23 protein-coding genes are annotated in these 23356 nt (G+C 64.5%); 14 read left to right on the top strand and 9 right to left on the bottom strand.

Features of this window, described 5'->3' with window-relative positions:
• Positions 1-20 precede the first annotated feature (20 nt).
• On the top strand, positions 21-953 hold the full coding sequence (gene rocF, locus CK230_RS31235) for an arginase (protein ID WP_095820630.1): 933 nt from the start codon (positions 21-23) through the stop codon (positions 951-953).
• Positions 954-955: 2 nt separating this feature from the next.
• The gene (locus CK230_RS31230) at positions 956-2014 is read left to right on the top strand and encodes an ornithine cyclodeaminase (RefSeq protein ID WP_095820629.1); all 1059 of its coding nucleotides are present in this window, start codon (positions 956-958) and stop codon (positions 2012-2014) included.
• 161 nt (positions 2015-2175) lie between these two features.
• Here the strand turns inward: CK230_RS31230 and CK230_RS31225 are convergent, their stop codons facing one another.
• From CK230_RS31225 to CK230_RS31200, 6 genes are all read right to left on the bottom strand, one after another.
• The gene (locus CK230_RS31225; RefSeq protein ID WP_095820628.1) at positions 2176-3174 is read right to left on the bottom strand and encodes a substrate-binding domain-containing protein; all 999 of its coding nucleotides are present in this window, start codon (positions 3172-3174) and stop codon (positions 2176-2178) included.
• A gap of 21 nt (positions 3175-3195) precedes the next feature.
• Positions 3196-4212 carry an ABC transporter permease gene (locus tag CK230_RS31220; protein ID WP_095820627.1) on the bottom strand — a complete coding sequence of 339 codons (1017 nt, stop codon included), beginning with the start codon at positions 4210-4212 and terminating at the stop codon, positions 3196-3198.
• Positions 4209-5708 carry a sugar ABC transporter ATP-binding protein gene (locus CK230_RS31215; protein WP_176480291.1) on the bottom strand — a complete coding sequence of 500 codons (1500 nt, stop codon included), beginning with the start codon at positions 5706-5708 and terminating at the stop codon, positions 4209-4211. The genes CK230_RS31220 and CK230_RS31215 overlap by 4 nt, the downstream gene beginning before the upstream one ends.
• 139 nt (positions 5709-5847) lie before the next feature.
• Positions 5848-6813 (bottom strand): sugar ABC transporter substrate-binding protein, encoded by a 966-nt coding sequence (locus tag CK230_RS31210; RefSeq protein WP_095820625.1) that lies wholly within the window; start codon positions 6811-6813, stop codon positions 5848-5850.
• Between the two features lie 147 nt (positions 6814-6960).
• A complete protein-coding gene (locus CK230_RS31205; RefSeq protein ID WP_141246165.1) occupies positions 6961-7239 on the bottom strand; it encodes a hypothetical protein in 279 nt (92 codons plus the stop codon).
• Between the two features lie 208 nt (positions 7240-7447).
• Entirely contained in the window at positions 7448-8467 is a 1020-nt protein-coding gene (locus CK230_RS31200) for an LLM class flavin-dependent oxidoreductase (RefSeq protein WP_095820623.1), read from the bottom strand.
• Between the two features lie 293 nt (positions 8468-8760).
• On the opposite strand from CK230_RS31200, the gene CK230_RS31195 reads away from it, so the two are divergent.
• Positions 8761-9516 carry a COG4280 domain-containing protein gene (locus tag CK230_RS31195; protein ID WP_095820661.1) on the top strand — a complete coding sequence of 252 codons (756 nt, stop codon included), beginning with the start codon at positions 8761-8763 and terminating at the stop codon, positions 9514-9516.
• Complete coding sequence (locus CK230_RS31190) at positions 9513-9725, top strand: hypothetical protein (protein WP_095820622.1); 213 nt, start codon at positions 9513-9515, stop codon at positions 9723-9725. The genes CK230_RS31195 and CK230_RS31190 overlap by 4 nt, the downstream gene beginning before the upstream one ends.
• Here CK230_RS31190 and CK230_RS31185 read toward each other — a convergent pair.
• Complete coding sequence (locus tag CK230_RS31185; RefSeq protein WP_095820621.1) at positions 9712-10344, bottom strand: isoprenylcysteine carboxylmethyltransferase family protein; 633 nt, start codon at positions 10342-10344, stop codon at positions 9712-9714. The two genes, CK230_RS31190 and CK230_RS31185, sit on opposite strands and share 14 nt — an antisense overlap.
• A gap of 223 nt (positions 10345-10567) precedes the next feature.
• Between CK230_RS31185 and CK230_RS31180 the strand changes: the two genes are divergently transcribed.
• From CK230_RS31180 to CK230_RS31165, 4 genes are all read left to right on the top strand, one after another.
• Positions 10568-10825: a hypothetical protein gene (locus CK230_RS31180; RefSeq protein ID WP_095820660.1), complete on the top strand. Its 258-nt coding sequence runs from the start codon at positions 10568-10570 to the stop codon at positions 10823-10825.
• 25 nt (positions 10826-10850) lie between these two features.
• Complete coding sequence (locus CK230_RS31175; RefSeq protein WP_095820620.1) at positions 10851-11636, top strand: hypothetical protein; 786 nt, start codon at positions 10851-10853, stop codon at positions 11634-11636.
• A 239-nt stretch (positions 11637-11875) separates the two neighbouring features.
• A complete protein-coding gene (locus CK230_RS31170; protein ID WP_095820619.1) occupies positions 11876-12553 on the top strand; it encodes a winged helix-turn-helix domain-containing protein in 678 nt (225 codons plus the stop codon).
• A 45-nt stretch (positions 12554-12598) separates the two neighbouring features.
• Positions 12599-13972, top strand: coding sequence for a HAMP domain-containing sensor histidine kinase (locus tag CK230_RS31165; protein ID WP_095820618.1), 1374 nt, complete (start codon positions 12599-12601; stop codon positions 13970-13972).
• 18 nt (positions 13973-13990) lie between these two features.
• On the opposite strand, the gene CK230_RS31160 is transcribed toward CK230_RS31165, so the two are convergent.
• On the bottom strand, positions 13991-14860 hold the full coding sequence (locus CK230_RS31160) for a helix-turn-helix domain-containing protein (RefSeq protein ID WP_095820617.1): 870 nt from the start codon (positions 14858-14860) through the stop codon (positions 13991-13993).
• Between the two features lie 106 nt (positions 14861-14966).
• Here CK230_RS31160 and CK230_RS31155 point away from each other — a divergent pair, with 106 nt between their 5' ends.
• From CK230_RS31155 to CK230_RS31135, 5 genes are all read left to right on the top strand, one after another.
• A complete protein-coding gene (locus CK230_RS31155) occupies positions 14967-16235 on the top strand; it encodes an ABC transporter substrate-binding protein (RefSeq protein WP_095820616.1) in 1269 nt (422 codons plus the stop codon).
• Positions 16236-16414: 179 nt separating this feature from the next.
• Positions 16415-17275, top strand: a complete 861-nt coding sequence (locus CK230_RS31150; RefSeq protein WP_095820615.1) for a sugar ABC transporter permease — start codon at positions 16415-16417, stop codon at positions 17273-17275.
• Positions 17272-18111 carry a carbohydrate ABC transporter permease gene (locus tag CK230_RS31145; protein ID WP_095820614.1) on the top strand — a complete coding sequence of 280 codons (840 nt, stop codon included), beginning with the start codon at positions 17272-17274 and terminating at the stop codon, positions 18109-18111. The genes CK230_RS31150 and CK230_RS31145 overlap by 4 nt, the downstream gene beginning before the upstream one ends.
• Positions 18112-18122: 11 nt before the next feature.
• Complete coding sequence (gene ugpC, locus CK230_RS31140; RefSeq protein WP_095820613.1) at positions 18123-19208, top strand: sn-glycerol-3-phosphate ABC transporter ATP-binding protein UgpC; 1086 nt, start codon at positions 18123-18125, stop codon at positions 19206-19208.
• A 54-nt stretch (positions 19209-19262) separates the two neighbouring features.
• Positions 19263-21290 (top strand): aldo/keto reductase, encoded by a 2028-nt coding sequence (locus tag CK230_RS31135; RefSeq protein WP_095820659.1) that lies wholly within the window; start codon positions 19263-19265, stop codon positions 21288-21290.
• A gap of 241 nt (positions 21291-21531) precedes the next feature.
• Here the strand turns inward: CK230_RS31135 and CK230_RS31125 are convergent, their stop codons facing one another.
• Positions 21532-21960, bottom strand: a complete 429-nt coding sequence (locus tag CK230_RS31125) for an Lrp/AsnC family transcriptional regulator (protein WP_095820611.1) — start codon at positions 21958-21960, stop codon at positions 21532-21534.
• 122 nt (positions 21961-22082) lie between these two features.
• Here CK230_RS31125 and CK230_RS31120 point away from each other — a divergent pair, with 122 nt between their 5' ends.
• Positions 22083-23186 (top strand): saccharopine dehydrogenase family protein, encoded by a 1104-nt coding sequence (locus tag CK230_RS31120; RefSeq protein ID WP_095820610.1) that lies wholly within the window; start codon positions 22083-22085, stop codon positions 23184-23186.
• The last annotated feature ends 170 nt before the right edge of the window (positions 23187-23356 follow it).

The following is a 23356-nucleotide window of genomic DNA, read 5'->3' as shown; positions in this document are numbered from 1 at the left end:
ATCGTAAGGGCTGAAAAATCATGCGCTGCAGGATCGTCGGCGCGCCGGTACAGGACGGCGCGGGCAGGATGGGATGCGAGATGGGGCCGAGCGCGCTGCGCACGGCAGGCCTCGTCTCGGTACTTTCGGAGCTTGGCCATGAGGTCGAGGACTGGGGCGCGGTCGAGAAGGCCGCGGCGCGCCCGGTGGTGCACGGCAACCTCGCGCTGAAGGCGCTGCCGGAGATTTCCGCCTGGACCGCCGCCATCGCCGAAACCGCCTACGCCGCTTCGCGGGACGCCATGCCGATCTTCCTCGGCGGCGACCATTCGATCTCCGCCGGCACGGTGTCCGGCGTGGCGCGCCGCGCCGCCAAACGCGGCCGGCCGCTTTTCGTGCTGTGGCTCGACGCGCATCCGGATTTCCACACGCTCGACACCACCACCAGCGGCAATCTGCACGGGGTGCCGCTCGCCTATGCCAGCGGCCAGGCCGGCTTCAAAGGCTATTTCCCGGATCTGCCGCAAGCCGTGGACCCGGCCCGCATCTGCGCCATCGGCCTGCGCAGCGTCGACCCGGCCGAGCGCCACGCGCTCGCTGAAGCCGGCGTCACCGTGCATGACATGCGCGCCATCGACGAGCACGGCATCGCGCCGCTGCTGCGCGCTTTCCTGGCTCGCGTCGAGCAGGAGGACGGCCTGCTGCATGTCAGCCTCGACGTCGACTTCCTCGACCCGTCGATCGCGCCGGCCGTCGGCACCACTGTTCCCGGCGGCGCCACCTTCCGCGAGGCGCATCTGGTGATGGAGATGCTGTCCGACAGCTGCCTTGTTTCCAGCCTCGACCTGGTCGAGCTCAATCCGTTCCTCGACGAGCGCGGCCGCACTGCGACCTTGATGGTCGACCTCACCGCCAGCCTGATGGGGCGCCGCATCATGGACCGCCCGACCCGCAGCCATTCCGGAAGCCTCTGATCATGACCCAGCCTTCGCGCCTCGCCATCGTTCCCTTCGTCAGCGTCGACCGCATGATGAAGCTGGTGCTCGCCATCGGCGTCGAGCGCTTCCTCACCGAGCTCGCCGCCTATATCGAGGAGGATTTCCGCCGCTGGGAGCTGTTCGACAAGACGCCGCGTATCGCCTCACACAGCCATGACGGCGTGATCGAGCTGATGCCGACCAGCGACGGTAAGATGTACGGCTTCAAATATGTCAACGGCCATCCGAAGAACATGCGCGAGGGTCGCCAGACGGTCACCGCCTTCGGCGTGCTCGCCGATGTCGGCTCCGGCTATCCGATGCTGCTCACCGAAATGACCATTTTGACGGCGCTGCGCACCGCCGCCACCTCCGCCGTGGCGGCAAAATACCTGGCGCCCAAGGGCTCCCGCGCCATGGCCATCATCGGCAACGGGGCGCAGTCCGAGTTCCAGGCCATCGCCTTCAAGGCGCTGCTCGGCATCGACAGGCTGCGGCTCTACGACATCGATCGCTCGGCCTCGGAAAAATGCGCCCGCAACCTGGCGGCCAAGGGTTTTGATATCACCATCTGCTCGACCGGGCAGGACGCGGTAGAAGGCGTCGACATCATCACCACGGTGACGGCCGACAAGCAGTACGCCACGATCCTCACCGACAACATGGTCGGCTCCGGCGTCCACATCAACGCCGTCGGCGGCGACTGCCCCGGCAAGACGGAGTTGCACCGCGACATCCTGTTGCGTTCCGACATCTTCGTCGAATTCCCGCCGCAGACCCGCATCGAAGGCGAGATCCAGCAGCTCGACGCCGACCATCCGGTGACCGAGCTGTGGCAGGTGATGACCGGCAAGGCTGCGGGCCGCAAGGCGCCGGAGCAGATCACGCTGTTCGATTCCGTCGGCTTCGCCACCGAAGATTTTTCGGCGCTGCGCTATGTCCGAGACCAGCTCCAGGCCACCGGCCTCTATGAGGAGCTCGACCTGCTCGCCGACCCCGACGAGCCGCGCGACCTGTTCGGGATGTTGCTGAGGGCCGCGATGCAGCCAGCGGCATAAGCGTAATCTACCCCCCTTGAGGGGGAGATGGCCGGCAGGCCAGAAGGGGTCGGTCCGACTGGGCTCGGCTTGCTTCTACAGATGGAGGTTGGCACTTCACGCGCAGTGACCCCCTCTGTCGCCTTCGGCGACATCTCCCCCTCAAGGGGGGAGATTACGCACTACCGCCGCGCCGCGCAGCTTTCCCTCTCCACCAGCACCGGCGCCAGCACCTCGCGGCGCGAGGGCGCTTCCGGCTCGCCCAGCCTCTCGAGCAGCAGGCTCACCGCGCGCGTGCCGATCTTTTCCACCGGCTGAGCGATGGTCGTCAGCGGCGGCCAGGTGGTGACGGCATAGGGGATGTCGTCGAAGCCGACCATCGAGATGTCGTCGGGAACCCGCAAGCCGCGCGACCGCAGCGCCGTGACCGCACCCATCGCCATCAGGTCGTTGCAGGCGAACACCGCCGTGATGTCGGGCGCCTGGGCCATGAGCTGTTCCATCGCCAGCCGGCCGCCGGCGAAATGATAGTCGGAATCGACGATCGAGGACGGCGGTAGCTCGAGGCCTGCTTCGCCAAGCGCCCGCACGAAACCGCGCAGGCGGGCCGGGCTGGAGCTGGAATCGCGCGGACCGCCGATGACGCCGATCTTCCGGTGCCCGAGCCCGGCCAGATACCGGCCGGCGAGATAGCCGCCATGGTTGTGGTCGACTAGCACCGAATCGACATTGACCGACTGGATCTCGCGGTCGAGCAGCACCGCCGGCACGCTGGGCAGGAGGCGGGCGAACACCCGAGCATGGTCGGACGAGCCGGCAAAGATCAGCCCATCGATCTGCTTGGCCATCAGCACCGAGAGATAGCGCTCTTCCTTTTCGGCGTTGCCGTCGGAGTTGCACAGGATCACCGTGTAGCCGGAGACGAAGCCGGCATCCTCGATCTGCCGCGCCACGCTGGCGAAGAAGGGGTTTGAATTGTCGGGCAGCAGCAGGCCGATCGTCTTGGTCTCGCCGCGCCTGAGACTCCGCGCCACCGAGTTCGGGCTGTAGCGCAGCGCGGCGATCGCGGCGCGCACCCGCTCGGCCGTTTCCGGCTCGACATGGCGGGTGCGGTTCATCACATGCGAGACCGTTGCGACGGACACCCCCGCATAGCGTGCGACATCGGCAATCGTCGTCATGGCCCTTACCCCTGGTGCCCTCTAGCGGATCCTCCGCAACAGCCTCTCCCGATACGCGTCTAGGATGACGGCGAGCACGATGACAAGGCCAATCACGATCGGTTTGAAATTGTCGCCGACGCCGAGCAGCTGCAATCCGGTGCTCAAGACCTGCAGGATGCAGGCGCCAACCAGTGTCCCGATGATCGAGCCCTTGCCGCCGCTGAGGCTGGTGCCGCCGATGATCACGGCGGCAATGGCGTTGAGCTCGTAGCCGACGCCGGCGATCGGGCTGCCGATGTTGAGGCGCAAGAGATAGACCATGGCCGCGATGCCGGCGGTGAGCCCGCTGATTGTGAAGGCGGCGACCTTGTAGAAATCCGGATTGTGACCCGACAGCCGCACCGCCTCATCATTGGTGCCGACGGCGAAGATCATGCGGCCAAAAACGGTGAAGCGCAGCACGAACCAGCCGGCGGCGATCACCAGCACCGCGACCAGGAAGATCGACGGCAGGAAGCCGCCGATGATCAGATTGCCGAAATCGACGAAGCTCTGCGGCAGACCGGTGATGGTCGAGTTGTCGCTGACGACGCGGGCGGCGCCCGCCGCCATGTTGAGCATGCCGAGCGTGACGATGAAGGAGGGGATCTTCCAGCGCGTCGAGATCCAGCCATTGAGGAAGCCGCACACCGCGCCCGTCGCCATGCAGGCCAGAAGCGACAGCGTGATGGCCGCGGTCGGCGACAGGTCTTCGTCGATCATGACGGTGGCGCCGACCACGGTGCACAGCGCCAGCACCGAGCCGACCGACAGGTCGATGCCGCCGGTCAGGATGACGAAGGTCATGCCGGCCGCCAGCACCGTGTTGATGGCGATCTGCACGAAGATCTTCAGCGCATTGTCGGGGGTGGCGAAATAAGGCGCCGTGGCCGAGAAGAACACGGTGATCAGCACCAGCGCCAGGAGCACGCCGGCGTCGCGGATCAGGAAGCGCAGGAATTTCGCCCGGCCGGGGGAAACAGGCGCCGACACCAGCGGTTCGGACGTCTCGGTCATGGTCGCACATACTCCTGATAGGCGAGCGACAGGATGCGCTCCTGGTCGAATTCGGCGCGCGGCACTTCGCCGACGATCCTGTTCTTGGAAAAGACGATGATGCGGTGGCACATGCCCATCAGCTCTGGCAGGTCGGACGACACCATGATGATGCCCTTCTGCTGCGCCGCCAGCATCCACAGCAGCTGGTAGATCTCGCGCCGCGCGCCGATATCGACGCCGCGCGTCGGCTCGTCGAGGATCAGCGTCGAGGTGCCGCGGAACAGCCACTTGGCCAGCACCACCTTCTGCTGGTTGCCGCCGGAAAGGTTGCGCACCGCCTGCTCGATCGAGCTTGCCTTGACGCGCAGCTGGCCGACGAGATCGTTGGCCGCCGCGGCCTCGGCCCGGCGGTTGAGCAGCCCGTTGCGCGAGACTTTGCTCAGGTCGGTGATGGTGATGTTCTTGTCGACGGCCAGGTCGAGCAGCAGGCCCTGACCTTTGCGGTCCTCGGTAAGCAGGCTCAAGCCATGCCGCACCGCGTCCTTGGGAGCAGTGATCGCGACCGGCTTGCCGTCGATCTCGATCACGCCGTCGAGTTTCGCGTCGGCGCCAAACAGGGCGCGCATGGCCTCCGTTCGGCCGCTGCCGACCAGGCCAGCGACGCCGACGATCTCGCCATGGCGGACGTCGAAGGAAATGGCGGGCGTCGCGGCATTGCGCTTCAGATTGGCGACGCTGAGCGCGATCTTGCCCGGCACGATCGTGTCATCGAAGCTGTACTCGTCGGCGATGTCGCGGCCGATCATCATGCGCACCAGGTCGGGCACGGTGAGGCCGTGGAGATCGCGGGTCGCGACCAGCCTGCCGTTGCGCAGCACTGTCACCCGCTCGCCGATCTCGAACACCTCGTGCAGCCGGTGCGAGATGTAGATGATGGTGACACCCCGGGCCTTGAGCCGCTTGATGATGGAAAACAGCCGCTTGATCTCCGGCGGCGTCAGCGTCGCCGTCGGCTCGTCGAGCACCAGAAGCTTCGAGTCGTAGCTCAGCGCTTTGGCGATCTCGACCAGTTGCATCTGCGCGACGCCGAGCGCCTCGACCCGCGTCCGTGGATCGATCTCAAGTCCCACCTCTTTCAGCAATGCGACAGCGCGGCTGTTCAGCGCCTTGCGGTCGACGATGCCGAAGGCGCGTCGCGGCAGGTTTTCCAGCATCAGATTCTCGGCGATGCTGAGATAGGGCAGAAGGTTCAATTCCTGGTGCACGATGCGGATGCCGCTCTGCTGCGCATCATGCGGCGACTTCGGCTGGTAGGCCGCGCCGTTGAAGGCGATCAACCCCGAGTCCGGCTGGTAGATGCCGGCGAGCAGCTTGATCAGCGTCGACTTGCCGGCGCCGTTCTCGCCCAGCACGATATGGGTTTCGCCGCGCGCGATCGACAGCGACACGTCGCTCAGCGCGACGACGCCGGGAAAGATCTTTCCGACCCCTTCAAGGGAGAGAATCGCATCCATGGGCGACAGAATCCTAAACCGCGCTTATCCACCGCGATAGCGGCGCGGGCGCGTCGTCACCGCTGCCGGACATGCCGACAGCGGTGACGCGGTTGCCAGAGCTACGGCGCCGGCATGTGCCGGCGCGTCTCTGAAAGTCTCAGGCGGTGATCAGCTTGACGTCGGTCTTGACCCAGCCCGAGAATTTCTCACCGGCCATTTCGCGCAGGCCGTAATCGATGCCCATGGCGGCCATTTGCGCGCCATATTGCTCGACGGTGGCGAGCATCTTGCCCTCCTTCAGCAGCGGGCCGACGGCCGGGATGTTGTCGAAGCCGACCACCTTGATCTTGCCCGACTTGCCGGCGGCGTCGATCGCCTTGACGACGCCGAGCGCCATCGAATCATTGGCCGCCATCACGCCCTGGATATCCGGATGCTGAGTGAGGAAGTTGGTCATCAGCGTGTTGGCTTCCTCGGTCTCCCAATGCGCGGTCTTGGAGTCGAGCAGCTTCAGCCCGTACTCCTTCACCGAATCGTCAAAGCCGAGCTTGCGCTGCTTGGCGTTGTCGGCCTCGGGATTGCCCTCGAGGATGACCACCTTGCCGCCCTTGCCCAGCGCCTTGCCGAGCGCGTCGCCGGCGAGCTTGGCGCCGGCGCGGTTGTCTGGACCGAAGAAGGCGAGATCGACGCCGGCCTTCTTCTTGGCTTTCTCGTCGAGCGCGACGTCGATGTTGATGACCTTGATGCCGGCCTTCAGCGCCTTGGCGATCGGCGTCACCATGGCCTTGGAGTCGGCCGGCGCCACGACGATGATGTTGTATTTCTGGGTGATGAAGTTCTCGATCGCGTCGACCTGGGCCGCGAAGTCGCGCTCGTCCTTCATGCCGACTGCGGCGAAATCGAACTTATCCTTGTTCTTGGCCGCATAGGCCTCGGCGCCGGCCTGCATCTGCTTGAAGAACTCGTTGGCGAGCGACTTCATCACCAGGCCGACCTTTGGCTTGTCTGCCGCGAGAGCCGGGCCGAGCGGCAAGGCGAGCGCGCCGGCGGCGAGCGCGCTGGTCTTCAGGAACTGGCGCCGCGAGAACGGGCCAAGCCCGTGCATGTTCGAAATCTTGCTCATTAGTCTCCTCCACTTGATTGAGCCGTAATCGGTTACGTAACCGATTACGCGACAAAATAGAGCCGGAATTTGCCGGGTGTCAATGATGCGTGCAATCGGGCACTGCATTGACGTCGGGTATCAAGCACCGACAATGGCTGCAGCTATTCAGTAATCCCGATCGTCTTCGAGCCAGTATGCTGCAAGGCAGCCGGATTGCGGTGCGAAGCCAAGTCGGCGCTTGGCGTCGAACGCCATCTCCGAAAGTGCCCGGAACGGGTCGTTCGCGGCCATGTCGGGCACGATCCTGTACCCTTCCGCTATCAATGTCAGCCTCATTTCCTCGAGGTGCCTTTCGAAGCCCCTCTCTATTCGGCGTCGCGGGTAGAGCCGTCCATGCAAACACTCCATCGCCAGAATATCGGAATACCTCTGGGCGCTGGCCATTCTCACTGCTTCTTCGGAAATCAATTTGGGGAACAGGCTGTCCTGCGACCAGCATCGGCCACCCACCGGCAAGCAAGCCAGCGTCGCGGCCAGCAGGCCTGCGAGACCCCTCTCCACGGTTGGTCCTTCCAACCCAAAGAGGGAATTTTAGGCGCACTTAATATAATCGACAACCCTTGGCCGGAGACGCAGATTGCGGCCGACACCGTCACCGCCAGCCGAGCGCCGGCGCGACGTGCTTCAGGATCGACTCGATGACATGGGCATTGTAGTCGACGCCGAGCTGATTGGGCACGGTGAGCAGCAGCGTGTCGGCCTCGGCGATCGCCTCGTCTTCCCTGAGCTGTTCGACCAGCTTGTCCGGCTCGGCGGCATAGGTGCGGCCGAACACGGCGCGCTTCTCCGGCTCGATATAGCCAAAGTGGTCCTCGCCCTCGCTGCCGCCGAAATAGGCGCGGTCCATGTCGTTGACGAGGGCAAAGACGCTGCGGCTGACTGAGACGCGCGGCTCCCGCGTGTGGCCGGCTTCCTTCCAGGCGGCGCGATAGGCCCTTATCTGCTTGGCCTGCTGGACATGCAGCGGCTCGCCGCTCTCGTCGAATTTCAGCGTCGAGCTCTGCAGATTCATGCCGAGCTTGGCCGCCCATACCGCTGTGGCGTCGGTGGCCGCGCCCCACCAGATGCGGTCGCGCAGACCGGCCGAGAAAGGCTCCAGCCGAAGTAGCCCGGGCGGGTTGGGGAACATCGGCCGCGGGTTGGGCTGAGCAAAACCTTCGCCGCGCAACAGGTCGAGGAAGATCTCGGCGTGGTTTCGCGCCATGTCGGCGTCGCTCTTACCCTCTTGCGGCACGTAGCCGAAATAGCGCCAGCCATCGATCACCTGCTCGGGCGAGCCGCGGCTGATGCCCAGCTGCAAACGCCCGCCGGCGATGAGGTCGGCGGCACCCGCGTCTTCGGCCATGTAGAGCGGATTCTCGTAGCGCATGTCGATAACGGCGGTGCCGAGCTCGATACGCTTGGTCTTGGCGCCGGCGGCGGCCAGCAGCGGGAACGGCGAGGCGAGCTGCCGGGCAAAATGGTGGACGCGAAAATAGGCGCCGTCGGCGCCGAGCTCCTCGGCCGCGACCGCCAGGTCGATCGACTGCAGCAGCGCGTCGGCGCCCGAGCGCGTGCCCGATTGCGGCGAGGGCGACCAATGCCCGAACGACAGAAAACCGATCTTCTTCATGTGCTCCGTTCCTGCTGGAGCGGCCCATCGGCCGCTTAAATGCCTTGTTGCTCCCGCAGATAGCCAGGGCGGTGCCGCGATACAACGGACACCGAATGGATACAGACCGTCAATGAGTTCCTCGAAATGTCCGGTCCCGCTCGGTCAGAGCGCGATCAAACCACGACACAGGTGGCGCATGTCGGTGCCGGCGCGCCGATCGGCCCTGCGATCATCTCCGGCATTCTCGCCGCCGCCGGAGCGCTGTATCGTTTGCGCCAGCCGATGATTCCCCAGCATTGGACGATGCCTTCATGCATGGCCTGACGCCCATATTTTCCACTGTGACGGCCTCTTTCCTGGCCTCCTTCGTCGAAGTGGTCGAAGCCTTCACCATCGTGCTTGCCGTCGGGCTGACGCGCGGCTGGCGCCCGGCGCTCTCGGGCGCTGCCCTGGCGCTCATCCTGCTTGCCGCGCTGGTGCTCATTTTCGGGCCGCTGCTGGCGCTCGTCCCCATCGCCGTCCTGCAATTCGTGGTCGGCGTGCTCCTGATCCTGTTCGGCATGCGCTGGCTGCGGAAAGCGATCCTGCGCAGCGCCGGCGTGATTGCGCTGCATGACGAGGAGCAGGCCTTTTCCGAGGAGACGGAGGTGCTACGGCGGCAGGCCAGCGAGCGCCGCGCCGACTATCTGGCCGCCGTCGCGTCGTTCAAGGCGGTGCTGCTCGAAGGTGTCGAAGTGGTGTTCATCGTCATTGCCGTCGGCGCCGCGCATGGCCAGACGCTCTATGCCGGCCTTGGCGCGCTGGCGGCCTTCGTGCTGGTGATGCTGATCGGCCTTGCCGTGCACCGGCCCCTGGCGCGCGTGCCCGAGAATGCGCTGAAATTCGTCGTCGGGCTGATGCTGACCAGCTTCGGCGTGTTCTGGACTGGCGAAGGCCTCGGCGCGGAGTGGCCGGGCGCCGACCTCGCTCTGCTCGCCATCTTCGCCGTCATCGCCGCCGCATCCTTCGCCATTTTGCGCTGGCTGCGCGGCGCCTATCCGGCGCCCGCCGAAGGAGTTGCCCGATGATCCGTCTTGTCTTCAAGGAACTCGTCGGCATGTTCGTCGACGACGGCAATCTCGCTCTGCTGGCCCTCGTCCTGATCGCGCTCGTCACCGCCGCGGTGAAGGTCCTGGGGCTGCCGCCGCTCATCGGCGGTTTGCTGCTTCTCACCGGCTGCCTGGCGATTCTCCTTGAGAGCACGCGCCGCGCCGCACGCGACTCTAATAGACAGTGAAAAGCGTCGGCAAGTGGCCGCTGAGGCGGAAATACTCGACCGCCTCGATGAGCGGAAACAGCGCCAGGAAATAGAGCCCGTCGCGGAACGTCCTGCGCAGCGCGGCCGTCGAGAACAGCCACTGGCCCTCGTCGCGGTAAAGCAGCGGGTTCGGCCAGAAGCGCGGCGTGCGTTGGGCATAGGCCGCATGAACGGCGCCGAACTTGCCGGCGAGATGCTCAGCCTCCTTGCGCGCGGTAAACCGGAAGACGAGGAAGCTTGCCAGGCCGAGCATCGCGGCCGCCAGCACCGAACCGAACATCAGCCCGGTACCGACCGCGCCGACGGTCGAGAAGAAATAGAGCGGGTTCTGGGTCATCGAGAACGGGCCGGATACAATCAGTTCGTCATTCTTCCTGCCGCCGACGAAAAGGATGCTCCACAGCCGGCCGAGGAAGCAGATCAGCACCATCACAAAGCCGATCGTTTCGACGACTTCGTGACCGTCCGACCCTTCGGCCAGCGCCGGCTTGCTGAAGAGAAGCAGGATGACGGCAAGCACGGCGACCACCTGCACGACAATCAGGCGCTTGTGCTGGTCGAACGCTTTCGGCGCCGCTTTGAGGGACGTGTAGGCCATTCTTTCTCACCGCTCCGGCGCCGAGACGGACGCCGGGCCTTGTCTAGCTCTTCCGCCGGGCGATGACGAGACCCGGCGAATGTTTTTGACCGACCTTACGAATTTGTAAGGACCCGGACAGGCTGCGGTGAATTCGCCTGCCTAAACCTGACGATGGCCGCACCGATTTTGAGGTGGCTTGAGCAGGCGCCGGACACCGGCGCTCAAACGTCAGGATATGGTCATGAACAAATTTGCCCTTGCTTTCGCCTTTGCCGCCATCGCGACCACTGCTCCCTTGGCTTCAGCCATTGCCGCCCCGACGCCTTGCGAGACGGCGTTGAAGGATCTGCGCGCCGCCGAGGCCAAGGCGACGCTCGACGATGCCGACAAGAACAAGGTTTCGGAACTGGAGACCAAGGGCATCGAGCGCTGCAATGCCGACGATGACAAGCGCGCCGACGACTTCTTCGCCCAGGCCATGAAGATCCTCGGCAAGTAGGGCCCAGCCCGGAGTGGATTCCGTCATGACCGCAACAACAGATGAACGCGGGCCCGAATTGAACAGGGTCCCGGAAGTCACCCTCGATTTCTGGCTGATCAAGGTCATGGCGGTGACCATGGGCGAAACGGCGGCCGACTATCTCGCCGTGAATCTCGGCCTCGGCCTTACCGTCACATCCTTGATCATGAGCGGCATCCTCGTCGTCGCGCTCATCCTGCAATTCGCGCAGAAGCGCTATGTGCCCTGGGCCTACTGGCTGGCGGTCGTGCTGATCAGCATCGTCGGCACCCTGGTCACCGACAACCTCGTCGACAATTTCGGCGTGCGGCTGGAGACCACGACGATCATCTTCTCGGCCGTGCTGGCGCTGACTTTCATCGTTTGGTACGCAAGCGAAAAGACCCTGTCGATCCACACCATCTTCACCACCCGGCGCGAGGTCTTCTACTGGCTTGCGATCCTCTTCACCTTCTCGCTCGGCACGGCCGCCGGCGATCTGGTCGCCGAGCGCTTCAACATGGGTTATCTCACCACCGGCCTCATCTTTGGCGGCGTCATCGCGGCGATCGGGGTTGCCTGGTTCTTCCTCGGCCTGAACGGCATCCTCGCCTTCTGGCTCGCCTATATCCTGACCCGGCCGTTCGGCGCCTCCTTCGGCGACCTGCTCTCGCAGCCTGGCGAATATGGCGGCATGGGCTTCGGTACCACCTTCACCAGCCTGATCTTCCTCGGCTGCATCGTGGCCATCGTTCTTTATATGACCCTGAAGAACCTGATCGACGAGGACGAGCAAGCCCTGCTCGACTGAGCGTGGTCCAGGAAACAGCCATCTCGCAAAAATGTGTAGCGGTTTTCGGCCCCCGAATGCGTAAAAACAGATGGTTAGAGCAATCTCCGTCCGGAATTGCGCCAAAACGACGAGATGGGGCATGATGCCGTCCGAAAGCCGGGTTAAACTTTCGGCATCGTGTCCTGGAGAACCAGCCAGGAAGAAACCGCAGCCGGCGCCGCCATGCCGGGTTGAGGCGGCAAGGACAGCCCGAGGCGATGCGACTTCTGCTTGTTGAAGACGATCCGAGAACCGCCGACTATATCGTCCGCGGGCTGACCGAGGCCGGCCATGTCTGCGATCTCTTGCGCGACGGTCACGACGGCCTCTTCGCCGCGACCCGCGACACCTATGACGTGATCGTCGCCGACCGCATGGTTCCCGGCCTCGACGGCCTGTCGATGATCAAGGCGGTGCGCGCCGCCGGGATCCATACGCCGGCTATCTTCCTGACCTCCATCGGCGGCGTCGACGACCGCGTCGAGGGGCTTGAGGCGGGCGGCGACGACTACCTGGTCAAGCCCTTCGCCTTTTCGGAGCTGCTTGCCCGCATCCATGCGCTCGGCCGACGGCCGGCGGCGCAGGAGCAGAAGACGGCGCTGCGCGTCGCCGACCTGGAAATGGACCTGATCCAGCGCCGCGTGACCAGGCAGGGCCAGCCGATCGACCTGCAGCCGCGCGAGTTCAGCCTGCTCGAGGTGCTGATGCGCGGCGAGGGCCGCGTCATCACCCGCACCATGCTTCTCGAGCGCGTCTGGGATTTTCACTTCGACCCCAAGACCAGCGTCGTCGAGACCCATATCAGCCGGCTAAGGGCCAAGGTTGACAGGCCGTTCGATGTGCCGCTGATCCACACCGTGCGCAACACCGGCTACAGCCTGCATGTTCCGGCCTGACCCCCCGTCCGCAATTGCGGGGCGACCAACGACTTTCGCGGTCACATGAGCGAAAACCGCTCCAGCCTTTTGCGCAGCACGCCGTTCAGGCTGGCGCTGACTTTCGCCTTCCTGTTCCTGCTGGCCTTCATCCTGTCCGGCGCGATCGTCTATCAACTGATGAGCGCCTCGCTCGCCAGGCAGCTCGATCAGTCGATCAAGGAGACCTATTCGCTGATCGCCGCGACCAGTGCCGAGAGCGACGAGGAGGATCTCGTCGCGACCGTCAGGGACCATGCCCAGTTCAGCCAGGACAAGGACGAGATCTTTTCCCTTACCAACAAGGACGGCAACCGGCTCGCCGGCGATTTCACTGCCTCAGGCCTGCCGGACGGCTTTTCCATGTTCACCGCCAGCCTGCCGGGCGTGGCGCCCGACACCGAATACCGCGCCTATTCAGGCCCGGTCGGCGACAACCGCCTGACGGTCGCCTTCTCGCTCTCGGAAACCGAGGATCTCGAAAGGATCGTGCTGATGAGCTTCGGCTGGGCTACGCTCGTCATCACCGTTCTGGCGATCGGCGGCGGCGCCGTGCTCGCCTCGCGTGTCCAGCGGCGCCTCGATGGCATCGCCAGCACCATGGTCGACGTCTCGCATGGGCGGCTCGATGCCCGCATTCCGCTGATCGGCAGCGGCGACGACATCGACGCCGTCTCCGCCCAGGTGAATGCCGCGCTCGAGCGCCTGTCGGCGCTGGTCGACGGCATGCGGGAGGTGAGCGCCAACATCGCGCATGACCTCAAGACGCCGCTCAACCGGCTGCAGATGATCCTGGAATCCGCCGCCGACAAGACGGCGTTGGGCGAGGACGTCTCAACCGAGCTGACCGACGCCCGCGCCGAAAGCCAGCAGATCAACAGCACCTTCGACGCGCTGCTGCGCATCGCCCAGATCGAAGCCGGCGCCCGCAAGGCCCGCTTCGTCGACCTCGATGTCGGGCCGATCGTCGGGACCATCGGCGACGTCTATGCCGATGTCGCGGAGGATGACGGCAAGTCGCTGTCGACGAGCGTCGTTCCCGATACGAAATGGTATATCCACGGCGACCGGGACCTGCTGATGCAGATGCTCGCCAATCTGGTCGAGAACGCGCTCCGGCATTGCCCGCCGGGCACCGCGATCGGGCTTTCGGTGACCAGGGATGGCAGCCACGTCCTCATCCATGTCCGCGACAACGGCCCGGGTATTCCCGCCGAGGAACGCGAAAAAGTATTCCGCCGTCTGTACCGGCTGGATTCCAGCCGCACGACGCCCGGCAGCGGCTTGGGCTTGAGCCTCGTCAAGGCGGTGGCGGACCTGCATGGCGCCGCGATAGAGCTGGAGGATCGCAAACCGGGTCTCGGCGTGACCGTCAGCTTCCCGGCGGTGAAGGTCGCCTGATCCGGATCCGCTTGGCGGTTACCGCGCCGCACCCGCCCGACGGAAATCCGAGGGCGACATGCCGGCGAGCTTGCGGAAGGATTTGTTGAAGGCGCTGAGCGAGCCGAAGCCCGATTCCATCGCGACCCTCAAGACATTCGCATCCTCATGCATCAGAAGCGCCTGCGCGTAGCTCAGGCGCAGAAGGTTGAGATACTCGTTGAGCGTCATGCCGGTCGATTTCTTGAACAGGCTCATCGCATATTTGGGATGGATGTCGGCGGCGCAGGCGATGGTGACGCAATCGATGTCGTAGAGGAAATTCTCGGCGATATAGTCGCACATGCGCCCGACATTGCGCGAGGATTGCTGGTCGAAGGCGTTGCCGGCGCCTTGTCCGGCAGTGGTTCCCGGCACCAGCCGGTAAGGCTCGAAGCGCACCCGCTCGAGCCGGAGTAGCAGCTCGTTGACGGCGTGCTCCGTCCTGGCCGGATCGCCTGAGCGCGCATACTCGTTCCAGCGCTTGAAATTGTCGTTGTCCGACTGGTCGGTAGCGTTGGTCACCAGTGTCGCGCCGGTCATCAGCCGGTGGCGTATGTCGGCCGGCAGATGCAGGCGAAAGAAATGCACCAGCGGCAGATGCGCGCCGGCGTAGATGGCGTCGTCGGAGAGGTCGTCCATCTGGTGCGGCAGGCCGCCCCAGAACAGGCACATCTCGCCGGCCGACAGCGAAATCTCGTGCTCGGCCATGCGGTAATGCACGCGGCCCTGCACGATGAAGTTCACCTCGACCTGGGCGTGCCAGTGCGGCTTCAGCATCACCAACGGGTGGTTGTGGAACATCTGGAGCATCAGCGGCAGTCCTTCAACGCTGCTCGCCCCGGGCTGATAGAACGGACGCTCGGACATCTTACTTTCCGCCAACTTCTTATTCCCTCTGTCGGGGACAAGCCTTCCGCGCCGCATAGTCTAGCCACGCTCACAGCGAGAGAGCAAACGAATTGGGAGGATTTCAATGCGCACTACACTGACCTGCGCCGCGCTTTTGCTTGCCCTGGGTTCAGGCCCGGCGCTGGCGCAGTCCGGCGAGATCACCATCTGGAGCTGGAACATCGCCGCTTCGTCGCTGAAGTCGACGGTCGAGGGCTTCAACAAGAAATATCCCGACATCAAGGTCACCGTTCAGGACCTCGGCAACCAGCCGACCTATGACAAGTCGATCGCCGGCTGCGCCGCCGGCGGCGTTGGCCTGCCCGACATCGTCACGATCGAGAACGGCGAGGCGGAGAATTACTGGAGCCAGTTCCCGGACTGCTTCGTCGACCTGCACACGCTGGGCTACACCGCCGAGGACCAGAAGAAATTCCCCGATTTCAAGCGCACCGAACTCGAGGTCGGCGACAAGGCCTATGCCATGCCCTGGGATTCCGGCCCGGTCGCCGTCTTCTACCGCCGCGACTTCTACGAGAAGGCAGGCGTCGACCCGGCGACGATCAAGACCTGGGACGATTTCATCGCCGCCGGCAAGAAGATCCAGGCCGCCAATCCGGGCGTGTCGATGACCAATGCCGACTTCAACGGCGACACCGAATTTTTCCGCATGATCTCCAACGAGCAGGGCTGCGCCTATTTCGCCGAGGACGGCCAGTCGATCACCGTGGCCGAGCCGAAATGCGTCGACGCCATGACCAAGGTCAAGGAGATGAAGGACGCCGGCATCGTGTCGTCGGCCGACTGGTCGACCAAGATCACCAACAACACCGCCGGCACCGTCGCCACCCAGGCCTATGGCGGCTGGTATGAAGGCACGATCCGCACCGAATCGCCGAAGGAAAGCGGTAAATGGGGCGTCTATCTGATGCCGAGCCTGACCGCCGACGGCCCGCGCGCCGCCAATCTCGGCGGCTCGTCGCTGGCCATCACCTCGGCCTCGAAGAACAAGGAAGCCGCCTACGCCTATCTGAAGTACACGCTGGAGACCAATGAGGGCCAGATCACCATGCTGAAGGATTTCGGCCTGGTGCCATCGCTGATCTCGGCCCTCGACGATCCCTACGTCGCTCAAGGTCAGGAATATTGGGGCGGCCAGGCGGTGTGGAAGGATATCCTCTCCACGCTGCCCAAGGTGGTGCCGAGCCGCGGCACCCAGTTCCAGAGCGACGCCGAGATCATCGTCCGCGCCGTGCAGACCAAATATCTGGCCAACGGCTATCCCGACGCCAAGGCCGCGCTCGATGACGCCGCCAGCCAGATCGCCGCCGCCACCGGCCTGCCGGTGAAGTAAGCGCCGCTCTTCCTTCTCCCCTTGTGGGAGAAGGTGGATTGGCGCGCAGCGCCAAGACGGATGAGGGGTGTTCCAGCGGAGTGAGACGCTGGCGTTCCCTGGAACACCCCTCATCCGGCCGCTGCGCGGCCACCTTCTCCCACAAGGGGAGAAGGGAAAACCAAGAAAGGAGGAAGCCGATGCGCACCCAGAACGCCACCGCGTACCGCTTCCTCACGCCTTACCTTCTGATCTTCGCCGTCTTCTGGATCTGGCCGATCATCTCGTCCTTCCTGATCTCCTTCCAGGCGACGCGGACCGTGCCGTGGCGTTTCGCGCCGGCCTTCAACTGGGGCCGCCTGATCGGCGACCCCGCTTTCTACAACGCGCTGAAGAACACACTGCTGATCCTGGTCATCCAGGTGCCGGTGATGATTGCGCTGGCGATCGTCATGGCGGTGCTGCTGAATTCGCCGCTCTTGAAGGCGCGCGGCCTCTATCGCTTCGCCTTCTTCGCCCCGGTCGTCGTCGGCGAGGTCGCCTATTCGGCCGTGTTCCGGCTGATGTTCAGCCTCGATTTCGGCATCGTCAACAAGCTGCTCAACAGCGTCGGTCTCCCCAAGATCGACTGGTTTTCCAACGTCACGCCGGCGATGGCGCTGATCATGATCGCGGTCACCTGGCGCTGGGCCGGCTACAACGCCATCATCATCCTGGCCGGCCTGCAGTCTATCCCGGAGGACGTCTACGAGGCGGCGACGCTCGACCGCGTCAGCAAGGTCAGGCAGTTCTTCCACATAACCCTGCCGCTCTTGAAGCCGGTCATCGTCTTTTGCGCCGTGCTGTCGATCATCGGCACCATGCAGCTCTTCACCGAGCCGTTCCTGATCACCGAGCGCGGCGGCCCGGGCGGCGGCACCGAGACGCTCGGCCTGCTGCTCTATCGCCAGGGTTTTCGATCGCTCAATTTCGGCTACGCCTCCGCCGTCGCCTACACCATGGCGGGGCTCGCCATCGCCATCACACTGGTGCAACTCTGGCTGATGAGGGAGCCGAAATGACGACCTCGCGCTCTCAGAGACGGCTCGGCCGCAGCATCCTGCTGCATCTTTTCCTGACGCCGCTGGCGCTGATCTGGCTCTTCCCGCTGTGGATGATGGTGGTGTTCTCCACCATGCCCGACAACGGCATCTTCAGCCCCGGCATCGAGCTTCTGCCGCATGACGGCTTCATCGACAATTTCAACAATCTGCAGCGTGACACCAATTTCGTCGGCGCCATCGGCATCTCGGTCTCGGTGGCGGTGACCTACACGATCCTTTCGGTGCTGCTGACCTCGATGGCCGGCTGGGCGCTGGCGCGCTACGAGTTCCACGGCAAGGGCGCGGTCGTCGCCATCATCTTCGGCACCATCACGCTTCCCTACGCGGTGGTGCTGATCCCGCAATTCATCATGGTGGCGCGCGATTTCGCCTTGGCCAACACCTGGATCGCGCTGATCGTGCCGCCGCTGTTCAATTCACTCGGCGTGCTCTTCATGCGCCAGGCCTTCTCGATGATGCCGGCCGAACTGTTCGACGCCGCACGCGTCGAAGGCGTCAAGGAATGGCGCATCTTCCTGTTCGTGGCGCTGCCGCTGGCGCGCCCGATGCTGGCGGCGCTGGCGATCATCCTCTTCCTCGCCTCGTGGAACAATTATCTCTGGCCGCTTTTGATCAACAGCCAGCCCGGCGCGATGACCGCGCCGGTGGCGCTCGGCACGCTGATCGGCCTGACCAAGGTTTCCTGGGGCGGCATCATGGCCGGAGCGGTGATGCTGACCGTGCCGATGCTCATCGTCTTCGTGCTGTTGCAGCGTCATTTCATCGCCGGCATCGCCGCCGGCGCGGTCAAGTAGGAAGGAGCGCAATGGCAGCCGTCACCCTCACCAATGTCGTCAAGCGCTTCGGCGGCTTCGAAGTCGTCCATGGCGCCAATATCGACATCGCCGACGGCGAGTTCGTCGTCTTCGTCGGCCCGTCCGGCTGTGGCAAATCCACGTTGCTGAGGATGATCGCCGGGCTGGAGGACATCAGCGGCGGCGACATCGCCATCGGCGGGAAGGTGATGAACGATGTCGAGGCGGCCGACCGGGGCATCGCCATGGTGTTCCAGTCCTACGCGCTCTACCCGCATATGACGGTCGAGCAGAACCTCTCCTTCGGTCTGCGGATGAACGGCAACCCGAAGGCCGACACCGATCGCCGCGTGAAGCGCGCCGCTGAAATCCTGCGCATCGACGAATTGATGCAACGGCGGCCGAAGCAATTGTCCGGCGGCCAGCGCCAGCGCGTCGCAATCGGCCGCGCCATCGTGCGCGAGCCGCAGGTTTTTCTCTTCGACGAGCCGCTCTCCAACCTCGACGCCGAGCTCAGGGTGCAGATGCGGGTCGAGATCTCGCGCCTGCACAAGGAGCTCGGCGTCACCATGATCTATGTGACGCACGACCAGACCGAGGCGATGACGCTGGCCGACCGCATCGTCGTGCTCAAAGCCGGAAATGTCGAGCAGATCGGCGCGCCGCTCGACCTCTATGACGACCCGGCCAACCGTTTCGTAGCCGGCTTCATTGGCTCGCCGAAGATGAATTTCCTCGGCGCCAAGATCGTCGATACGTCGAACAGCGCCGCGATCATCGAGCTCGTCAACCACGGCGGCGCCCGGCTGCGCAAGCCGCTCCGCGAGGCTTTTCCGGCCATCGGCGCCGAGGTCGTGCTCGGCGTCAGGCCGGAGCATTTCTTCGAAGCCGGCGAAGGCGATTGCGACATTCCGGTCAAGGCCGACGTCGCCGAGCATCTGGGTTCCGTGAGCTACGTCTACGCCAATGCCGGACCCGAGGAGCTGATCGTCGAGCGCGAAGCCTCGCGCCAGCGCGCCGGCGGCGATCATTTCACGGTCTCTATCAAGGCGGAACGCTCGCTGCTTTTCGACAAGGTGGGCGCAAGGATCCGCTGACTTTCATTTCCGCCCGATCCCCAAGGCGTGGCGGCGACCCATGGAGAATTCGACATGACATCTGGAAAAATCCGCTGGGGCATTCTCGGGCCCGGCAGCATCGCCAAATCCTTTGCCGGCGGCGTAGCCGGGTCGCGAACCGGCACGCTTGAAGCGCTCGGCGCCCGCAACCCCGCCAAGCCGGGCCTCGCCGAGACCTTTCCAGGCGCGCGCATCCTCGACGGCTACGACGCGCTGCTTGCCGACAAAAACGTTGACGCCGTCTACATTTCGATCCCGCATCCCGGTCACGCCGAATGGGCGATCAAGGCGGCCGAAGCCGGCAAGCATGTCCTGTGTGAAAAGCCGCTGGCGCTCACCGCCTTCGAGGCCGACGCCATGATGCATGCGGCGCGCAAGGCCGGCACCTTCCTCGGCGAAGCCTTCATGTACCGGCTGCACCCGCAGACCCGGCAGCTGGTCGAGCTGATCAAATCCGGCGCCATCGGCGAGGTCCGCATGATCAAGTCGAGCTTCGGCTTCGCCATGCCTGGCTTCATGCCCGAGCACCGGCTCTATGCCAACGACCTCGCCGGCGGCGGCATACTCGATGTCGGCGGCTATCCGGTGTCGATGGCACGGCTGATCGCGGGCGCGGCGACCGGCCAGCCTTTCGCCGAGCCGGACAAGGTTGTCGGCGCCGCCCATCTCGGCCAGTCCGGCGTCGACGAATGGGCCTCGGCCTTGCTGCATTTCCCCGGCGGCATCGTCGCCGAGGTTTCCTGCAGCATCTCGCTCGACCAGGACAATGTGCTGCGCGTCCTCGGCACCAAGGGTCGGATCGAGGTGCCCGATTTCTGGTTCGCCGGCGGCAACCGCGATGTCGGACCGGGCCGGATCGAGGTGATCCGGTCCGGTACGGCTCGCGAGGTGATCAGCCTTGACGAGACGCGTCACCTCTATTCCTTCGAGGTCGATGCCGCGGGCGAAGCGATTCTGGCAGGACGGCAGGAATTCGCCTGGCCGGGCATGTCCTGGGCCGACAGCCTCGGCACGCTGCGTGTGCTCGACAAATGGCGTGCCGCGGTTGGGCTGGAATATGAAATCGAAAAGCCGGCTAAGCGCGTGAACACGCTCTCCGGCCGACCGCTGCGCACCGATGGTGAGGCCATCGGCAGGCGCGCCATTCCCGGCCTGCCGAAACCCGTCTCGCTCCTAGCGCTCGGCTTCGAGGATTTCCGCAGCTTCTCCTCCGGTTCGATCCTGCTCGACGCCTACTTCGAGGCCGGCGGCAATCTGTTCGACACCGGCTATGTCTATGGCGCCGGCTACACAGAGACGCTGCTTGGCCAATGGCTGAGGAATCGCGGCGTGCGCGAGCAATCGGTGATCATCGCCAAGGGCGCGCATTCGCCGCTCTGCTATCCCGACGTGATCGGCAAGCAGCTGGCGCAGTCGCTCGACCGGCTGCAGACCGACCATGTCGACATCTATTTCATGCATCGCGACAATCCGGACGTGCCAGTCGGCGAATTCGTCGACGCGATGGACGCGGAGGCCAAAGCCGGCCGCATCCGCGGCCTGTTCGGCGGCTCCAACTGGACGATGGAACGCATGGACGAAGCGATTACCTACGCCGACAAGAACGGCAGGCAGAAACCCGGCGCGCTCTCCAACAATTTCTCGCTGGCCGAGATGCTGGAGCCGATCTGGGCGGGCTGCGTCACCTCCTCCACCGACGCGTGGAAAGGCTGGCTGACCAAACGGCAGATGCCGAACTTCGCCTGGTCGAGCCAGGGCCGCGGCTTCTTCACCGACCGCGCCGGGCGCGACAAGCAGGACAATGAGGAGCTGGTACGCGTCTGGTATTCGGAAAAAAATTTCGGCCGCCGCGACCGGGCGATCGAGCTGGCGCGCAAACTCGGCAAGAGCCCGATCCATGTCGCGTTGGCTTACGTCCTGGCGCAGCCCTTCCCGTCCGTGCCGCTGATCGGCCCGCGCACGCTAGACGAGCTGGAGGACAGCCTCAAGGCGCTGGATATCAAGCTGACGCCGGAGGATGTGGCGTGGCTGGACGAGGGGCCGGAGAGAAGGAGGGCGTAAAGGCCGACGCTGGAGATTAGCGAAACCTGCCGTGACGGCCAATCTCCCCCCTTGCGGGGGAGATGCCTGGCAAGGCAGAGGGGGGTGCTGTCCCGCCGGCGTCTCCAACTGGCTACCAGCTGAGGCAGCACGACGACCTGACCAACGTAGCGTTCCTTCACACCCCCCTCTGGCCTGCCGGCCATCTCCCCCGCAAGGGGAGATCAGCAGCTTCGCCGCCGCGCCGACATCTCAGGCGTTGCTACCGATCCACCCGCGTCGACAAAATAATCGACGACGATGTCCGCTCCACCCCGTCCATCGCCCCGATCCTATCCAGCAGCGCGTCGAGATCGCGGATCGACGGCGCGTCGACGATGACGATCATGTCGAAATTGCCGCTGACCGAATGCACCGTGCGCACCGGCGCCATCGCTGCGAGACTCCGCACCACCTTGTCGGCGAGTTTCGGCGTGACGGTGAGCAGCACATGCGCCTTGACCAGCCCCTGCTCGTAATCGGGCGACAGCCGCACCCCATAGCCGGCGATGATGCCGCGCTGCTCCAGCCGCTCGATGCGGCTTTGCACCGTGGTGCGCGACACGCCGAGCTGCCGCGCGAGCTCGGCGGTCGAGGCCCGCGCGTTAGCGCGCAGCAGAGTGAGCAGGGCCTGTTCGGCTTCCGTGATCATTTCGACGAAACCTCTCGGCAAATTGCCTAACGTTCAGCTTCATATTGCCAGATTCCACGCTTCCTTTCGACAAGCAAGCTGCAATGATTTCTGTAACTCGAAATTTGGCAGGGGAATTGATCATGAAGGACATCGTTGTCGTCGGCGCCGGCAAGATCGGCTCGACCATCGCTGAAATGCTGAGCTCAACGAGAGACTACCGCGTCACGCTCGTCGACCGCTCCGCCTTGCAACTTGCCGCCGCCGAACTGCCGGCCAGCGTCGCGACGCAGGAACTCGACATCGCCGCCACCGGCGAGCTCGAGAAAGTGCTCGCCGGCAAGTTCGCCGTGCTGAGCGCCGCGCCCTTCCACCTCACCACCCGCATCGCCGAGGCTGCCGCCGCCGCCGGCGTGCATTATCTCGACCTCACCGAGGACGTCGTCTCCACCCGCCGTGTCAAGGAACTGGCGCGCGACGCCAAAAGCGCATTCATCCCGCAATGCGGCCTGGCGCCGGGCTTCATCTCGATCGTCGCCAACGACCTCGCCAGCCGCTTCGACACGCTGGAAAGCGTGCGCATGCGCGTCGGCGCGCTGCCGCAATATCCGTCCAACGCGCTGAACTACAATCTCACCTGGAGCACCGACGGGGTCATCAACGAATATTGCGAGCCCTGCGAGGCGATCGTGGAAGGCGAGCTGATCGAAGTGCCGCCGCTGGAAGAGCGTGAAGAATTCTCGCTCGACGGCGTCACCTACGAGGCCTTCAACACCTCCGGCGGTCTGGGCACCTTGGCCGAAACGCTGAAGGGCAAGGTGCGCACGCTGAACTACCGCACCATCCGCTATCCTGGCCACGCCGCGATCATGAAGGCGCTGCTCAACGACCTGGGGCTGCGCCACCGCCGCGACGTGCTGAAGGACATTTTTGAAAGCGCCCTGCCGGCGACCCTGCAGGACGTGGTCATCGTCTTCGTCACCGTCTCGGGCCGTCGCAATGGCCGGCTGCTGCAGGAGACCTACGCCAACAAGATCTATTCGCATCGCGTCGGCAACATCGTTCGCAGCGCCATCCAGATCACCACCGCCTCCGGCATCTGCGCCGTGCTCGACATGCTGGCCGACGGCAGTCTGCCCGCCAAGGGCTTCATCAAGCAGGAAGACATCGCGCTCGACGCGTTCCTCGCCAACCGCTTCGGCCGCGCCTATGCGCAACATGAGATGGTGAGCCGGCTGGCGGGGTGAGCTGGCTAATCTCCCCCCTTGAGGGGGAGATGTCGCCGAAGGCGACAGAGGGGGTCCTCGCGCGTGAACGCTGACCTCCTCGCGAGGGGCGCCTGTCCAGCCGATAGATGGGTAACACTTTGAACCGGATACATGGGTTACAGTTTTCCCCCTGAGTTGCTGTCCGCCGC

Origin of the sequence: Mesorhizobium sp. WSM3859 (genome assembly GCF_002295065.1) — a bacterium.
Taxonomy (GTDB): domain Bacteria; phylum Pseudomonadota; class Alphaproteobacteria; order Rhizobiales; family Rhizobiaceae; genus Mesorhizobium.
This window is presented reverse-complemented; position numbering and strand designations above follow the sequence as displayed.

Coding starts and splice junctions, on each gene's coding strand:
- CK230_RS31150 (WP_095820615.1), top strand. CDS start 16,415: ATGCGCACCCAGAACGCCACCGCGTACCGCTTCCTCACGCCTTACCTT.
- rocF (WP_095820630.1), top strand. CDS start 21: ATGCGCTGCAGGATCGTCGGCGCGCCGGTACAGGACGGCGCGGGCAGG.
- CK230_RS31135 (WP_095820659.1), top strand. CDS start 19,263: ATGACATCTGGAAAAATCCGCTGGGGCATTCTCGGGCCCGGCAGCATC.
- CK230_RS31215 (WP_176480291.1), bottom strand. CDS start 5,708: ATGGATGCGATTCTCTCCCTTGAAGGGGTCGGAAAGATCTTTCCCGGC.
- CK230_RS31170 (WP_095820619.1), top strand. CDS start 11,876: ATGCGACTTCTGCTTGTTGAAGACGATCCGAGAACCGCCGACTATATC.
- CK230_RS31205 (WP_141246165.1), bottom strand. CDS start 7,239: ATGGCCAGCGCCCAGAGGTATTCCGATATTCTGGCGATGGAGTGTTTG.
- CK230_RS31145 (WP_095820614.1), top strand. CDS start 17,272: ATGACGACCTCGCGCTCTCAGAGACGGCTCGGCCGCAGCATCCTGCTG.
- ugpC (WP_095820613.1), top strand. CDS start 18,123: ATGGCAGCCGTCACCCTCACCAATGTCGTCAAGCGCTTCGGCGGCTTC.
- CK230_RS31175 (WP_095820620.1), top strand. CDS start 10,851: ATGACCGCAACAACAGATGAACGCGGGCCCGAATTGAACAGGGTCCCG.
- CK230_RS31200 (WP_095820623.1), bottom strand. CDS start 8,467: ATGAAGAAGATCGGTTTTCTGTCGTTCGGGCATTGGTCGCCCTCGCCG.
- CK230_RS31180 (WP_095820660.1), top strand. CDS start 10,568: ATGAACAAATTTGCCCTTGCTTTCGCCTTTGCCGCCATCGCGACCACT.
- CK230_RS31190 (WP_095820622.1), top strand. CDS start 9,513: ATGATCCGTCTTGTCTTCAAGGAACTCGTCGGCATGTTCGTCGACGAC.
- CK230_RS31210 (WP_095820625.1), bottom strand. CDS start 6,813: ATGAGCAAGATTTCGAACATGCACGGGCTTGGCCCGTTCTCGCGGCGC.
- CK230_RS31125 (WP_095820611.1), bottom strand. CDS start 21,960: ATGATCACGGAAGCCGAACAGGCCCTGCTCACTCTGCTGCGCGCTAAC.
- CK230_RS31120 (WP_095820610.1), top strand. CDS start 22,083: ATGAAGGACATCGTTGTCGTCGGCGCCGGCAAGATCGGCTCGACCATC.
- CK230_RS31155 (WP_095820616.1), top strand. CDS start 14,967: ATGCGCACTACACTGACCTGCGCCGCGCTTTTGCTTGCCCTGGGTTCA.
- CK230_RS31225 (WP_095820628.1), bottom strand. CDS start 3,174: ATGACGACGATTGCCGATGTCGCACGCTATGCGGGGGTGTCCGTCGCA.
- CK230_RS31165 (WP_095820618.1), top strand. CDS start 12,599: ATGAGCGAAAACCGCTCCAGCCTTTTGCGCAGCACGCCGTTCAGGCTG.
- CK230_RS31195 (WP_095820661.1), top strand. CDS start 8,761: ATGCATGGCCTGACGCCCATATTTTCCACTGTGACGGCCTCTTTCCTG.
- CK230_RS31185 (WP_095820621.1), bottom strand. CDS start 10,344: ATGGCCTACACGTCCCTCAAAGCGGCGCCGAAAGCGTTCGACCAGCAC.
- CK230_RS31220 (WP_095820627.1), bottom strand. CDS start 4,212: ATGACCGAGACGTCCGAACCGCTGGTGTCGGCGCCTGTTTCCCCCGGC.
- CK230_RS31160 (WP_095820617.1), bottom strand. CDS start 14,860: ATGTCCGAGCGTCCGTTCTATCAGCCCGGGGCGAGCAGCGTTGAAGGA.
- CK230_RS31230 (WP_095820629.1), top strand. CDS start 956: ATGACCCAGCCTTCGCGCCTCGCCATCGTTCCCTTCGTCAGCGTCGAC.